The sequence below is a fragment of the Gilvimarinus sp. DA14 genome, assembly GCF_024204685.1.
GTDB lineage: Bacteria > Pseudomonadota > Gammaproteobacteria > Pseudomonadales > Cellvibrionaceae > Gilvimarinus.
In genome coordinates this window covers 3,874,676-3,890,372 of the sequence record NZ_CP100350.1, presented here as the reverse complement: position 1 = coordinate 3,890,372, position 15,697 = coordinate 3,874,676, and the positions used below count along the sequence as shown (strand labels likewise).

Below are 15,697 nucleotides of genomic sequence, written 5' to 3'. Positions count from 1 at the left end.
TTGTAAGCGTAAATCAGGCAGTGACCTGGGCGTAGGCCCAGCTCAACCAGGGCAGCAGCGCTTTTAGATCGTCGGTCTCCACGGTCGCACCACACCAAATACGCAACCCCGGAGGCGCATCACGATAGGCGCCTATGTCATAGGCTACGCCCTCGGTGTCCAACAGTTTAACCAGTGCTTTGCCCTGCTCGGGGGTGGCATTTAACTTAAAGCACACGCTGGTGTTCGAGCGGGTGGCTTTGTCGGCGGCGAGAAAGTCAATCCAGTCATTGGCGGCGACAAACTCTTCCAGCACCTCCAGATTTGCCTCGCTGCGGCGAATGGTTTCGGCCACGCCACCGATAGACTCAACCCAGTTGAGGGCATCCAGGTAATCGGCCACACACAGCATAGAGGGAGTATTGATAGTGGCGCCCTCAAAGATACCTTCTACCAGCTTGCCGCCTTTGGTCATGCGGAACAGCTTGGGCATAGGCCATGGTGGCTCGTAGCTTTCCAGTCGCTCAACCGCACGGGGGCCTAAAATCAAAACCCCATGCGCACCTTCGCCGCCCAGCACTTTCTGCCAGCTGAAAGTCACAACATCCAGCTTTTCCCACGGCAGCTCCATGGCAAATACCGCTGAGGTAGCATCGCAAATAGTCAGACCCTGGCGGTCATCGGCAATCCAATCGCCATTGGGCACTTTTACACCCGAGGTAGTACCGTTCCAGGTAAAAATAACATCGTTATCGAAATTAACTTTGCCCAAATCCGGCAATTCACCGTAGTCGGCCTCAAGCGCATTCACATTATCCAGCTTCAGCTGCTTGGTCACATCGGTCAGCCAGCCTTTACCGAAGGATTCCCACTGCAGTACATCTACCGGGCGCTGCCCCAGCATTGACCACATAGCCATTTCCACCGCACCTGTGTCCGAGCCGGGGACAATACCCACGCGATAACCCTCGGGCAGGCCCAGCAGCTGTTTGGTTTGCTCGCAGGCTTTACCCAGGGCATTTTTACCAATGCTTGAGCGGTGCGAACGACCGAGAGTAGACACGTCCAGATTCGCGACATCATAGCCCGGGCGTTTGCTGCAGGGGCCGGAAGAGAAGTTAGGGTTTTGCGGTTTTACCGAAGGTTGCATGGCATTCCTCTGAACAGTCCAGTAAGGGTGCGGCTACGGGGCGCTTCAGACACCACCGCAGGTTAAAAATCGGGCGCTGATTATGCCAGCTGACGGCGGCTCGGTCTATGGTGTGACACCGCACAAATGCACAGATAGATCGCTGCGCGAAACGGTATCAGCCCAGCGCGACGCAATTGGGTTATAGTGGCCTACCATGAAAACCCTCGTACACCACCTATTGATTGCTTTCGCCCTGGGGCTACCACTGCTTCTGCTGGGATATAATGCCGAGCTGTTGAACCCGCTGCTGGAATATCAGCGCGCGGCACTGGATGACGGACAGCTGTGGCGCCTTTTCAGTGCGCACATTGTGCATTTGAATTTAATTCACTCGGCCATGAATGCCGCCGCCTTGCTGCTGATTTTATTTTGGGCTGGCGCCGAGCGACAACCCGTCTCTATCGCGGTAAGCGCATTATTCTGCGCACTGTTTATCAGCGTTTGTCTGTACGTATGGCAGCCACAGGTGAGTTACTACGTGGGTTTATCCGGTGTGCTACACGGTCTGCTGGTATTTTTGCTGGCGCCCATTTGTACCCGCAATGACCCAGTTGGCTGGGCGGTAATACTGGCACTGGGAGTCAAGCTTTGCTATGAACGAATTATCCCGGGCGGTCACAGCGCTACCGAAGTACTTATTGCCGGGCCGGTACTGTCAGTTGCGCATTTATACGGCGCCCTGGGCGGGGCGGTACTGTCATTCTTGTGGATTTTAGCGGTTAAGCTAGCCGCCTGGCGGGGGCTTCAGCGCTCAAACTGACAAAAGATATGGTCGGGGCGAAACCCCCTGTACTGCAAAAACCTGATTTGGCGCGCTTTTTCTTTGGCGTCGACCGGAGCGGCGGAAAACTTTCGCGCCAGTACATCAGCAGCCAGCTCTGTCCAGTCTACTTCACACTCTGCCAACGCCTGCTCTACCTGGGCATTGGCCACCCCTTTCTGGCGCAGTTCATGGGCAATTCTTATGGGCCCTCTGCCACTGCCGACAGAGCTGCGCACAAACATTGCGGTAAACCTGCTGTCGTCCAAATAGCCCAGGTCCGTCAGCCAATCCAAAGTTTCGTCAATTAACTCCGGAGCGCTATAACGCTGGCTGAGTTTTTGCGCCAGCTCGGCCCGAGCATGCTCACGCCGGGTCAAAAAAGCGAGCGCGCTATTGCGCACTCGCTCGCGGATCTGCTCAGGGCTTGTGGCATCCATGTCCATAAGCGCCGTTAAGCCTCTTCTTCCTCGGTGGCTTCAGCAGGTTTTACTGTGCCCAAAAGCTCACCGCGTACCCGGCTTTCCAGCTCGGTAGCGATATCCGGGTTTTCCTGCAAAAACTTCATAACGTTGTTTTTGCCCTGACCGATTTTATCGCCATTGTAGCTGTACCAAGCACCGGCTTTGTCGACCATGCCCAACTTAACCCCATAGTCGATTACCTCGCCCATGCGGTTGATACCCTGGCCGTACAAGATCTGGAATTCGGTTTGTTTAAAGGGGGGCGCCACTTTGTTTTTTACCACCTTCACCCGGGTTTCCGAGCCGATCACTTCATCGCCCTCTTTCACCGAACCGATACGGCGAATATCCAAGCGTACAGATGAGTAAAACTTAAGTGCGTTACCGCCGGTGGTGGTTTCGGGATTACCGAACATAACGCCAATTTTCATCCGGATCTGGTTAATAAAGATAACCAGACAGTTGGCATTTTTAATATTACCGGTAATTTTACGCAGTGCTTGCGACATCAAACGCGCCTGCAAGCCCACGTGATGATCGCCCATTTCACCTTCAATTTCGGCCTTGGGGGTCAGCGCTGCTACCGAGTCCACTACCAGCACGTCGACCGCGCCCGAGCGCACCAGCATGTCGGATACTTCCAGCGCCTGCTCTCCGGTATCCGGTTGCGAGATGATCAAATCGTCGACATTTACGCCCAGCTTTTCGGCGTAGATAGGGTCTAGCGCGTGCTCGGCATCGATAAAGGCACAGTTACCACCAGCGCGCTGGGCCTCGGCGATCACTTGCAAAGTTAAAGTGGTTTTACCGGACGACTCCGGCCCGTAGATTTCAACAATACGGCCTTTGGGCAAGCCGCCAATACCCAGGGCAACGTCCAACCCCAGCGAACCTGTGGAAATAGCGGGAATGGCGACATGTTCGCGATCGCCCATGCGCATTACGGTACCCTTACCGAACTGGCGCTCAATTTGACCCAGTGCTGCCTGCAAAGCCTTTTCTTTATTCGCGTCCATAATCACCTCAACTGAAAAAACGAAAATATGCTGTTGTTGTCTGATGCGCCCAGCGCTTACGTGGTCGATACATCAGCTTATGAATCCAGCATACAGGAAAAACCTGTATATGAAAACAGTACTATGAATTTATACAGTAGTTGGCTTGAAGAGCCTTTGCAAACTCAGTGTTTGCACAGGTTAATCAGTTCACGCAGTGCGGTAATACAAGCCTGCGCGCGCACTTGCTGGCGCTCGCCCTGGTAAACATAGCATTCAGACACCAGCTTATCGCCGGGCCCGGCCCAGGCCAGCCATACTGTGCCCACTGGTTTGTCGCGGCTGCCACCGTCGGGCCCGGCTATGCCGCTGACCGCCACCGCCAGCTCGGCGCCACTGCGCTGCCTGGCGCCCAAGGCCATTTGCTCTACCACAGTTTGGCTGACCGCACCGTGTTCATCCAATGCCGCTTGCGCTACGCCCAACAGCTGTACCTTGGCCTGGTTAGAGTAAGTTAGCCAACCCATTTCGAACCAGGCCGAGCTGCCGGGCACCTCGGTAATGGCAGCGCCAATCATGCCTCCGGTGCAGGATTCGGCCGTCGCCACCTGCCAACCGCGCGCGCTCAAACACGCGCCCAGCTCACGGGTGAGGTGCAGTCGGGTTATTTCCGTATCGGTAGAAGTCACAGCGGCCTCCGCTCGGGCGAATGGAACGGGCATTTTAAGAGTCTTGCCGCAAAAGCGATAGCCCGCCGCAGACGGCGGCGGGCGGAAAAAACGCGGGTTAGACTAAACCCGAAGGGAAACCGGCACCGACTTAAATGCCGGGGTTTTGCTGCGCGGGTCATGCTCGGTGCCGATCAGTACATTGGCCTCCGGGTAGTAGGCCATCACGCTGCCAGCGGGCAAATCAAAAGGCACCACCTCCAGCTCGTCCATCCTGCCATGGCGAGAGACCAGAGCCACTTTTGCCCCCTTACTTAACTGCAGGCGCTCGCAGTCGGTATGGGATACTAGCACACACCAGCGATGCGAGGTCCCCCGATAGCTGTCAGCCTCTTCATAAATTATGGAGTTAAACTGACCCTCGCTGCGAATGCTGGCGAGACGGTAGGGGTAATCGCTATCTGTCTGCTGCTCAAGCTGGTGCACTTTAAAATTGGCGCGCTGCTCAGGCATATTAAAAGACGGCGTGTGCAGTACCCGGTTTGCGACGGAAAATTCGCGCTTTGTTGCGCCGATATCCGCCAATTGCTCCATGCCGGGAATTGTCGCCGCTATCGCTTCGCGCACCGCGTCGTGTTGTTGCAGGGCGACAAAATCAAGCCCACTATCAGGCAGTAACCTTTCCCCCAGCTGCGCCAGTACCGTCACCTCAGAACGCACATTATTCAAACGGGTAATGCCACCATCACTGAGGCGCACATAGTTGAACATAGACTCCTGGGTGGTGCTCTGGGGCTCTTCATCGCGGGCGCACACGGGCAGAATTAGCGCTTCACTGGTTTCCATACCGTTAAAATGGCCACGGTTTAGGGTGGTGGTCAGGTAGAGTTTAAAGTCCACGCTATCGAGTGCACGACGTGCAAACTCGGTATCCGGCGTGGCGGCAAATAAGTTGCCCCCCATCATTACGGCGCTGCGCATACCGCCTGCCTCAGCAGCGCGCAGGCACGCCAGGGTATCCATGCCCGGCTGGCGCGGCAGACTCACCCCCAGATGCTTTTCTATGGCGGCCAACACATCGTCGGCCAGTACCGGCTTTACGCCGATGGTGCCAATACCCTGAACATTACTGTGGCCGCGCAAGGGCAGCAAACCTGCCCCCGGTTTACCCAACATTCCACGTAACAGCGCCAGATTGGCAATCGCCTCGACATTATCAACGCCATTCAGATGATGGGTGATGCCCATACCCCAGGCAAAAATCACATTTTCAGCACGGGCATAGTCCGCCGCCAGCTCGCGAATATCCTGTTCACTAATACCACACTGGGCAGACAAATCAGCCAGCTCAAGGGTTTCTAAATACTCGCTGTACTGGGTAAAACCCCGGGTGTGACTGGCGATAAAGTCTGCCGCATAGGCTTCAGTCTCGAGTAACACTTTGGCAAGCGCCATGAGCAACGCCAAATCGGAACCGATATTAGGCTGCAAGAAACGCGAGGCAATCAAAGTACCGCCCACCAACATGGACTTGGGACTTTTAGGTACGGCAAATTTCACCAGGCCCGGCTCTTTAGCGGGGTTAATCACCATGACCTTGCCGCCGCGGTCGCGGCAATTTTTTAGCTGGTGAATAAAGCGCGGGTGGTTCGATGCCGGGTTTGCGCCGATCACAAAGACCATATCTGCATGTGCCAAGTCTTCCAGCTGCACCGTAGCGGTGCCTGTACCGACTGTGCCCTGCAGCCCCACACCGGTAGCTTGATGGCAGTAGTAGGAGCAATTGGTAACATTGTTGCTCCCATACAGTCTCGCCATCAATTGCAGCAAAAAGCCGGCTTCGTTGGACGAGCGCCCCGAGGCATAAAAGAAGCTCTGCTCAGCGGGCTGCGCGCGCAGGCGGCTGGCCGCCATCTGCAGCGCTTCATCCCAGCCAATCGGTTGATATTTATCACTGCCTGCGGGCTTATACACGGGCGTATTCAAACGCCCCATGGTTTCCAACTCGCGGTCTGTCAGCTCATTAAACTCAGATAAGTTGTGCGCAAACAGCTCGGCGGGGATGGGCGGTTGAATATCCGTAGACTGCGCCTGAATACTTTTATTGCACACGGATGGGAATTCATCTTTTTCATTCACCATGCCACCGCGCTGCCCACCCATACCCAAACCACAGGCTTTGCAGGCGTTATGGCTTTTGAGCGCTTTGGCCGAATCCAGCAACCCGATGCGCTTAATGGTCTGGAGCGTGTATAAAACTTTTTTTGGACCGCCGCCAACGATTTTAACCGGCTGCTCTGCTTTCACTCTAACCTCTCTAAACGGCGTAAATAACGAAAACCCTCAGTCTACGCCCAATTTATTGCAGGCAACATCCGTTAAATACCCTAAAACTCGTTGGCGGTGTAGGGCTGACTTCGCTCGGCGGTTTCCCGGCGCACCTGGGCGATTTCCTCGGGGGTAAAGCTGTCGTCGGCTTTTACGCTATTGCCCCAGCTGTTGCGGATAAACACGGCGATAGCGGCCAAGTCATTGTCCGAGATGTCTTCGCGCGCGGCAAAGCCCGGCATAACCGCCGCAGGGTTGTAGTAATCTGGCCCGACCCAAATAGGGCCGGTTAAACCGTGCAGTAATACCTTAGCCAAGGTTTGCTTATTGTGAAGCCACTGACTGTCCCAGAATGTGGGCCCAAGGCCCGGCATACCTTTACCGTATTCACCATGGCAGCCGGCACAGGCGCCTTTGCCGTGATACAGCTGCTTACCCTGGTCGAACAACATTTGCGCGGCCGCACTCAGCGAATCGCGATTGTTGGCATCTTGGCGTTTTTTGCCCAAGTTGGCCAAAAGTGCCTGGCTTTGTTTGTCGGGATAATCTCCATCCAATTGTTTTATAAACTCGGCAGACTCACTGCCCAATCCGCTGATCACTGCCTCGCGTACATAGGGTTGGTCTGCATAGTTTTCCAGTATCCGCTGAGAGAGCTCGTGGCCGCCGTCGATAGCCGCAACCGAGACCGCCGCTTGCAATGCGCGCGGATATCCCTGTTGCGCCATAGACGTCAGCAGTTTTAAGTAAGCCTTGTGGTCTGACTTAGGCAAACGTTCCCCCACGGCGGCGGCCAACATAGCAATCCGATCATCCGTCGAGCGAATAAAATGCTTCACTGTTTGCAGATCAACGGCGTGCAATCCGTACAAGGTCCACAAGCCATTGGCCTGGGCGTAGACCGTGTCACTTTGCCGTAGCTGCTTGCGCACGGCAGGTGCAATGTCTTGGGCCCCGCGTTGCACCAACAACCGCCGGGCGGTATCCCGGTGCCAGGCGTTGGGGTGTTTTATAAAAGGCACCAATTGCTCGGCACTTAGCGAGTTTAAATCAGGTGTTTTATTCAGCGGTGCTTCGGGCCAATGCAGGCGATAAATGCGGCCCATGGTATTGTTGTGCTTATCCAACTCGCGGCTTTTAATTTGCTCGGCCAAATAACTGGTTAAAAAGTCTTTGTGCTGCAAAATACCCTGGTACATATCCACAATATAAACACTACCGTCGGGCGCGTTGTATAAACTGACGGGGCGAAAACGCTCATCGGTACTGGTTAACAGCTCACCAGGGGCAAACAGCGCTTTACCACTAAGCTTGCCCTCGCCTTCAATAATAGTGCGGGCGCTGATTAAGTTGGCCGCGGGCTCGGGGGTTAAACCCAGCCCATAAAATTGCGCCGGAAAATTATCGCCGCGATACACCAAACTGGCACTGGCGGCGGTAAAATTAACCAGCTTGCCCCGGTCTTTACCCTCGCGAACCAACACGCCTTCCATATAGCCACGATTGACCCCTGGTGTCATACGCGCGGGATAAACGCGATTATCACCAATACTGTGAGCGGGCATATCGGGCCAGAAACCGGGATTTTGCAACAGAGCGCCCGGCCTTAAGTATTCGCCGTGAATGGGCGAGCTGTTGCCATTGTGATAAAGCCGACCAAAATCATCCTGGGTAACCCCCCACTGGCCGCGGTAGTCGGTATTGCTTCGTACCAGTTTCCAGTATTGGTTGCGGTAAATCTCGTGGGCGCCGTCGGGGATGGCCGCATCATGGGCAAGCGTCAGGTAGCGCTGATCACTTTTGGCGTTGTAGTACCAGCCATCCATACCATAGAGCATGCCATTGGGCTTGTGCTCAACACTGCCTTTTGCCGCGTAGGTGGCATCCACCATGTCGTGGACGCCCAGCGCAATCTCGCCATCTTTATGCTTTATCTCGGCAAAATACAGCGATTGATGATCGGCGTAGAAGAGTCCGCCCTCCGCCACACTGATGGTGCGCGGCAGCATTACATTATCAATGAGCACCTGACGACTATCCACCCGACCATCGCCATCGGTGTCTTGCAAAACGGCGATATTCCCCTCTGGTTTCATCTCGCCCTTGCCTTGAATATCCGGCATATAGGTGGTCATTTCGGCCACCCAAATCCGGCCCGCCGCATCAAAGGCCAGCGCCACCGGACTGAACACCTGAGGTTCGCTGGCAACCAACTGCACCGAAAAACCTGGTTGAACCTGTAAGCTTTTCAGGGCCTGCTCGGGATTTAACACGGGCGCCGGCGGGATTTCACTTTTGGGAATTACATCTTCCATTTGATGACCGTCGCGATCCCCTTGAAAGGTCTGCGCGTGGGCCACAGTGGCGAGGCTTAACAGCAAAGCAGGAAACAGCAGTCTTTTCATGGTTAAAGCTCACGCACATAAATATTGCGGAATTTAACCGTATTGCGGGTATCGCCCCGCTCGGCAAAGCTGGTACTCCCATGATGCTGAATACCAATATGCCCCTCAGACAAGTGCGTGTCTTTTACGTGAGTGGTTAGTACATCATTCACCCAAATTTTTATCTCGGGCCCTTGGGCGCGAATTTTATAGTGGTTCCACTGGCCGTTTTTAAACGCCGCGGATTTCTCATCGCTCCACTGGGGCGAGTAATTTTCTTTAAAATGCTCGCCCGGATTTGAGCGCTCATCGTGCAGCGGAAACAACCATTGCCGCTCGGTGGCCTGTTCGTACAAACCGCCGCTCCAGCGCCGATCGCTGGGGTCTACTTCGGCCTGATAGCCAAAGGCGTATTGACTGTTAATATCGTCTGAGTACTTGGTTTGGGCGCGGAAAATAATGCCGGAGTTGACATATTCATCATCCAGCTGAGGCACTAAGACTTCCAGCTCCAGCTCAAAGTCGCGGTAGCGTTTCTTGGTTAGAAAAAACCAATTGGCGGTGGATAATAAGTGAATTTCATTGCCCAGCCAGTGGGCCTCGCCAAAGCTGGACACGTTCATCCATAAGCTGGCATCGCGGCCTATATTTAGCGACTCTTTGGCAGCGCTAGCCACTGGACTGAATATTAAGAAAAACCATGCGCAAAAGGCGCACAACGAGGGTATTTTTATCATTAGAATTCACCTTATAAAAAAGCCGGTTTAGGCTAACCCAAACCGGCTTTCTTGCCTACTGATGCAAACAAAAACTTACTCAAGTAAAGTTCGCGCCCCATCTTCTGCCTCGCAGTGATAGATATTAGGCTCTATGCCATAAGCCTCGCAGTATGCTGTCTTGACAATCGTCTCAATTTCAGACGCTTTGGTTTTAGGCACCAGGGCCACCACGCAACCGCCAAATCCGCCACCGGTCATTCGCACGCCGCCGTCGTTGTTCAGCTGCGCATCCACAGTTGCGACAAGAAAATCGATGGCAGGCACGGTAATTTCAAAGTCATCACGCATTGAAATGTGCGAGTCACGCATGGTTTGATAAACCACGGCCATATCGTTCGCTTTGAGCGCAGCAGCACAACGTAAAGTGCGCTCGTTTTCACTCAACACATGTCGAGCGCGGCGATAGGCAAGCTCATCAAGCTGGCTGCGGCCTTGCTCAAGCGCACTCAAGTTGGTATGCCGCAGTGTTGTAACACCCAGGGCTTTTGCCGCGCGTTCGCAGTCGCTGCGGCGATCGTTATACTCGCTACCCACCAGATTGCGTTCGACGCGCGAATCGATAATCAAGATAGTAAGGTCATCCGGAATACTGACCAGCTCGAAGCCGAGATCCTCGCAGTCCAATAAAAGCGCATGCCCCGCTCTCCCCCCTGCAGAGGCCAGCTGGTCCATTATGCCGCAGCTACATCCGGCAAAATCATTTTCTGCCGCCTGGGCAACACGCGCCAGATCACTCACCCCCAGATTTAGCCCATTAATATCGCTTAAAGCCTTGGCGAAAGCGACCGACAAAGAGGCGGAAGAACTGAGTCCGGCGCCGCGGGGCACATCGCCTTCGATATAGACATCCAACCCGGTAAGACGATGCCCCTGAGCCAACAGCAGCGCACACACACCGCGCAGGTAATTTGACCACAGGCAATTGGGGTCGGGCTCGATGCTTTGGTCCAGCGTCCACTGGTTAAATTCGTCGTTAAAATTACCCGCGCACACCCTGATGCAGCGATCATCGCGCCCAGAAGTGGCAATGTAAGTACCAAACTTAAGTGCGCAGGGAAATACAAAACCATCGTTATAATCGGTATGCTCACCAATCAAATTGACTCGCCCCGGGGCAAAGTAGATATTGCGGGCATTGTTTTTATAGACCGACGCAAAGCGGTCGGCAATTTTTTCTCGCATCATTTAACTCTCTGAATAATGGACAGTGCTCAGGGCACGCAAACGTTGGGCGGCTTGTTCTGGCGTAATATCGCGCTGGGCTTCAGCCAGCATTTCGTAACCCACCATAAACTTTTTCACACTGGCGCTACGCAAAAGCGGAGGAAAGAAGCTCGCGTGGAGCTGCCAGTGGCGATTGTCTGCACCGTTAAAAGGAGCTGCCCGCCACCCCATCGAATAGGGAAAGCTGCACTGAAATAAATTGTCGTAGCGGGTTAAAAAAAGCTTGAGAATACTCGCCAGCGACTGCCGCTGTGCAGCGTCTAAATCGGCAAAACTCAATGCCGTAAAGCGCGGCAACAAGATGACTTCAAACGGCCAGCAGGCCCAGAACGGCACCACCACCGCCCAATGTTGATTGACCTCTACCACCCGCTGGTTGTTGTCGATTTCGCGCTCGACATAATCCAGCAAAAGATTTGTGTTGTTGCGCTGATAATACTCTTTTAAGTTACGATCGATTTTCTCAGCTTCGGTGGGCAGACAATCTTGCGCCCAGACCTGACCGTGCGGGTGCGGATTAGAGCAGCCCATTACGGCGCCTTTGTTTTCAAAAATCTGCACCCAGGGGTAGCGAGCACCAAGCTCGGCCATCTGTTCACTCCAGGTGTCGATTACCCCGCACAGCTCGGATTGCGACAGCTGCGGCAGACTTTTACTGTGATCCGGTGAAAAACAAATCACCCGGGCCTCACCTCTGGCCGCGTGATACCGGAACAACTCATCGTCTGAGTGTTCGTGGTCATTGTCAGCTTGCAACGCAGGAAAATCATTCTGAAATACAAAGGTGCCGCGATAATCTGGATTCACATCGCCGGTAATACGGGTATTGCTTGGGCACAGATAGCAATTCTCATCGTAGCTGGCGGCGCCTGCGGGCTGCGGCGCTTCTTGCTGCCCCTGCCAGGGGCGCTTGCCGCGGTGTGGTGATACCAACACCCATTCACCCAGCAAGGGGTTATAGCGGCGATGACTTTTATCTTCTAATACGGTCATGGTCTCTCTCACAGCTGCTATCAGTTTTGCCGATAGCCATTGGGGTTATTACTTTGCCAGCGCCATGTATCTAGCATCATCCGCTCGATACCAAACTCAGCCTGCCAACCTAACTCCTGCGCTGCCAAATCAGTTTTGGCATAGCAACGGGCTATATCGCCGGCGCGGCGCGGTGCAATTTTGTAGGGTATTTGCTTGTCGCAGGCTTTGGCAAAGGCATCTATAACCTGCAATACCGAATAGCCAATGCCCGTACCCAAGTTGTAGACACGACAACCAGCCTGTTGCTGCTGTTGTTTTTGCAGCGCCGCCACATGGCCGCGAGCCAAATCCACTACATGAATATAATCGCGTACCCCGGTGCCATCGGAGGTGTCATAGTCATCGCCGAACACCTGCAGCGCGGGCAGCTTACCCACTGCCACTTGAGCAATATAAGGCACCAGATTGTTGGGAATACCCAGCGGGTCTTCGCCGATCAAACCGGATTCGTGGGCCCCCACAGGGTTAAAATAACGCAGCAAAGTAGTGTTCCACTGGGCCTCTGGCGCGCGCGACATATCCCGCAATATTTCCTCCACCATCAACTTGGTACGGCCATAGGGGTTAGTAGCGCTAATGGGAAAGGTTTCATCGATGGGCACGCTAGCCGGATCACCGTACACAGTGGCCGAGGAGCTGAAAATCAGATTCCATACCTCGTGTGCGGCCATAGCTTCAAATAACGTCAAAGAGCCTGCGACATTATTTTGATAGTAAGACAGAGGAATTGTGGTGGACTCCCCCACAGCTTTAAGGCCGGCAAAGTGCATTACCGCGGTCACATTGTGCGCGGCAAAAATCTTATCCAGTGCCGCCCGATCGCGAATATCAGCTACGTAAAGCTCGGGGCGTGTGCCGGTGATGGACTCAACTCGCTCCATCACCTCGCGATTGCTATTGCATAAATTATCCACCACCACAGGCGTAAAACCCGCCTGCAGCAACTCAACGCACACATGGCTTCCGATATAACCGGCACCACCAGTGACCAGCACCACCGCGTGTTCAGACATAGACACTCCAATTTGCATCCCAAATAACCGCCTAAGCGGCTCGACTGCGGCGATTATACCGGCCAGTTCACTCCAACGGAAAACCGGATCTTCAGCGCTTGCCTCTAGGAGCCCGTCAGTGCACAGGACTGGCCTTGTCTGGGGCATCCAAGTATCCTAGCGCGTCCATCTTAAGAGCAGCGAAAAGCGACCCGATAGCAAATTATGAGCAACGCAAAATCAGCCCAGCACACACCCATGATGCAGCAGTACTTAAAAATTAAGGCTGAGCATCCCCACGAACTGGTGTTCTACCGCATGGGCGACTTTTACGAGTTATTCTTTGACGATGCCAAAAGAGCCGCCGAGTTGCTGGACGTAACTCTTACCGCGCGCGGTAAATCCGCTGGCGAGCCTATCCCCATGGCCGGTGTACCTTACCACGCCGCCGAGAGCTATTTGGCGCGGTTGGTGCGCGCTGGGGTGTCGGTGGCTATTTGCGAGCAGATTGGCGATCCGGCCACCTGCAAAGGACCGGTCGAGCGCAAAGTGGTGCGCGTGGTCACTCCCGGTACGGTAAGCGATGAGGCGCTGCTGGACGAACGGCGCGACAATTTATTGGTCGCCGTTCACCGCGATGATGAAACCTATGGCATCGCCTCACTGGATATCGCCAGTGGCCGCTTTTTGGTGTTGCAAGTCGACGGGCTAGACGCCGCCAGTGGCGAGCTGCAGCGCTTAAACCCGGCGGAGCTATTAATCAGCGACGAGCTGGATTTGCCCGAGATTACCGAAAACCGCAAAGGTGTGCGTCGCCGCGGCCCCTGGGAATTTGAACTGGAAACCGCCGAGCGCCTGCTCACGCAGCAGTTTGGCACCCAAGACCTATCCGGCTTTGGCTGCGACCATTTGCAGACCGCCATCGCCGCCGCAGGCTGCCTGCTCAGCTACGCCCGCGAAACCCAGCGCACCGCCCTGCCCCATGTGCGCACGCTAGGCCATGAAAATCGCGATGAAGCCGTGGCCATGGACTCAGCCACACGCCGCAACTTGGAAATCGACCTCAACTTAACCGGTGGCGACGACAATACACTTTTCTCGGTGCTAAATAAAACCGCCACCGCCATGGGCTCGCGGCTGCTGCGCCGCTGGCTCAATCGCCCGCTTCGGGATATGCACACACTGTTAGCCCGGCAGGATGCGGTGGAAACCCTCGCGGACAATTATCGCTTTGAACCGGTACGCGATAAGTTAAAACGCATCGGAGATATGGAGCGGATTCTCGGCCGCCTGGCTCTGCGCTCGACCCGCCCACGGGATTTGTCGCGCCTGTTTATTTCTCTTGCCACCTACCCCGAATTACAGTCGGCACTGAATGATTGCCAGACGCCGCGTCTGCAGGAGCTGGCCGCCACTATCAGCACCTTTCCAGATTTAGTTGACCTGCTCGATCGCGCCATTGTGGAGAATCCGCCGGTGGTCATTCGTGACGGCGGTGTGATTGCCGAGGGCTACGATAGCGAGCTGGACGAGCTGCGCGGCATCAGCGAAAACGCCGGCCAATACCTGGTCGATTTGGAAACCCGCGAGCGCGAGCGCACAGGCATTTCCACCCTGAAGGTGGGTTACAACCGCGTGCACGGGTACTACATTGAGCTGACTCGCGCCCAGTCAGACCAGGCGCCAGCGGATTATATTCGCCGGCAAACACTTAAAAACGCCGAACGCTTTATCACTCCCGAACTGAAAGAGTTTGAAGACAAAGCGCTGTCTGCCAAAAGCCGCGCGCTGGCGCGCGAAAAAGCACTCTACGAGGAGCTACTGGAGCTGCTCAACCAGCAACTACTGCCCTTACAAGATTCCGCCGCTGCGGTGTCCGAGCTGGACGTACTGTGTAATTTTGCCGAACGCGCCCAGGCGCTGGACTTAGCCAAGCCGACCCTCAATGAAGCGCCCGGCATAAAAATAGACGGCGGCCGACACCTGGTGGTCGAAGATGTTTTGGACGGCCCTTTCGTTCCCAACGATTTAGACTTCAGCCGCGAGCGTCATATGCTGATCGTCACCGGCCCCAACATGGGGGGTAAATCGACCTATATGCGGCAAACGGCTTTGATTGTGCTGCTAGCTCATGTGGGCAGCTTCGTGCCTGCGGCCGCCGCCCACATTGGTATGGTCGATCGTATTTTTACCCGCATAGGTTCCTCGGACGATCTCGCCGGTGGCCGTTCTACCTTTATGGTAGAGATGACCGAAACGGCTAATATTCTGCACAACGCCACCGACCGAAGCCTGGTGCTGATGGACGAAATCGGCCGGGGCACCAGCACCTTTGACGGGCTGGCGCTGGCGTGGGCCTGCGCCCGGCATCTGGCCGAGAATCTGCGCGCGTTTACCCTGTTTGCCACCCATTATTTTGAGCTGACCGAGCTGCCCGACACCTTGCCGGGAATCGCCAATGTGCACCTAAACGCTACCGAGCACAAAGACTCCATTGTGTTTATGCACAAGGTACAAGAAGGGCCAGCCAGCAAAAGCTATGGTATTCAGGTGGCAAAGCTGGCTGGCATTCCCGCCGACGTCTTGACTCAGGCTCAACAGCAGCTGGCGAATTTGGAGCAAAACCACCACCAGCTACCCGAGCAAACTTCAGCGCCAAGCGATAGCTCAGTGCCGGTTACCAGCCAAAAGAGCAGCGACTCGCCAATGCAAACCAGCCTGTTCGATAGCGCACCCCATCCGGCGGTAGAAGCACTGGATAAACTCGACCCGGATGAGCTGACACCCAGACAAGCATTGGAAGCACTTTATCAATTGAAATCACTGTAAATAAAAACGATTTTCAATCGCGCAAAATACCTGTACAAACAAGGAATTAGGGGCCTCTGTGCCCCTAC

At 54.8% G+C, this 15,697-nt stretch carries 12 protein-coding genes; 2 read left to right on the top strand and 10 right to left on the bottom strand.

Going from position 1 to position 15,697, the window contains the following annotated elements; genetic code table 11:
- Nucleotides 1-13 precede the first annotated feature (13 nt).
- Complete coding sequence (locus tag NHM04_RS17025; protein ID WP_254264949.1) at nt 14-1,129, bottom strand: phosphoserine transaminase; 1,116 nt, start codon at nt 1,127-1,129, stop codon at nt 14-16.
- 196 nt (nt 1,130-1,325) lie between these two features.
- On the opposite strand from NHM04_RS17025, the gene rrtA reads away from it, so the two are divergent.
- Nucleotides 1,326-1,931, top strand: coding sequence for a rhombosortase (gene rrtA / locus NHM04_RS17020; protein ID WP_254264948.1), 606 nt, complete (start codon nt 1,326-1,328; stop codon nt 1,929-1,931).
- Here rrtA and NHM04_RS17015 read toward each other — a convergent pair.
- The 9 genes from NHM04_RS17015 to galE form a co-directional block, all read right to left on the bottom strand.
- Nucleotides 1,916-2,371: a regulatory protein RecX gene (locus NHM04_RS17015; RefSeq protein WP_254264947.1), complete on the bottom strand. Its 456-nt coding sequence runs from the start codon at nt 2,369-2,371 to the stop codon at nt 1,916-1,918. The genes rrtA and NHM04_RS17015 overlap by 16 nt on opposite strands.
- 14 nt (nt 2,372-2,385) lie before the next feature.
- Entirely contained in the window at nt 2,386-3,411 is a 1,026-nt protein-coding gene (gene recA / locus NHM04_RS17010; RefSeq protein ID WP_254264946.1) for a recombinase RecA, read from the bottom strand.
- Between the two features lie 164 nt (nt 3,412-3,575).
- Entirely contained in the window at nt 3,576-4,079 is a 504-nt protein-coding gene (locus NHM04_RS17005; RefSeq protein WP_254264945.1) for a CinA family protein, read from the bottom strand.
- A gap of 102 nt (nt 4,080-4,181) precedes the next feature.
- The gene (locus NHM04_RS17000) at nt 4,182-6,365 is read right to left on the bottom strand and encodes an FdhF/YdeP family oxidoreductase (protein ID WP_254264944.1); all 2,184 of its coding nucleotides are present in this window, start codon (nt 6,363-6,365) and stop codon (nt 4,182-4,184) included.
- A gap of 80 nt (nt 6,366-6,445) precedes the next feature.
- Nucleotides 6,446-8,791, bottom strand: a complete 2,346-nt coding sequence (locus NHM04_RS16995; RefSeq protein ID WP_254264943.1) for a PVC-type heme-binding CxxCH protein — start codon at nt 8,789-8,791, stop codon at nt 6,446-6,448.
- A gap of 2 nt (nt 8,792-8,793) precedes the next feature.
- The gene (locus tag NHM04_RS16990; protein ID WP_254264942.1) at nt 8,794-9,507 is read right to left on the bottom strand and encodes a DUF1080 domain-containing protein; all 714 of its coding nucleotides are present in this window, start codon (nt 9,505-9,507) and stop codon (nt 8,794-8,796) included.
- Between the two features lie 75 nt (nt 9,508-9,582).
- Entirely contained in the window at nt 9,583-10,734 is a 1,152-nt protein-coding gene (galK, locus tag NHM04_RS16985; protein ID WP_254264941.1) for a galactokinase, read from the bottom strand.
- A complete protein-coding gene (locus NHM04_RS16980) occupies nt 10,735-11,766 on the bottom strand; it encodes a UDP-glucose--hexose-1-phosphate uridylyltransferase (RefSeq protein ID WP_254264940.1) in 1,032 nt (343 codons plus the stop codon).
- Nucleotides 11,767-11,786: 20 nt separating this feature from the next.
- Nucleotides 11,787-12,821: a UDP-glucose 4-epimerase GalE gene (galE, locus tag NHM04_RS16975; protein ID WP_254264939.1), complete on the bottom strand. Its 1,035-nt coding sequence runs from the start codon at nt 12,819-12,821 to the stop codon at nt 11,787-11,789.
- A 204-nt stretch (nt 12,822-13,025) separates the two neighbouring features.
- On the opposite strand from galE, the gene mutS reads away from it, so the two are divergent.
- Nucleotides 13,026-15,629 carry a DNA mismatch repair protein MutS gene (mutS, locus tag NHM04_RS16970; protein WP_254264938.1) on the top strand — a complete coding sequence of 868 codons (2,604 nt, stop codon included), beginning with the start codon at nt 13,026-13,028 and terminating at the stop codon, nt 15,627-15,629.
- Nucleotides 15,630-15,697: the final 68 nt, after the last annotated feature.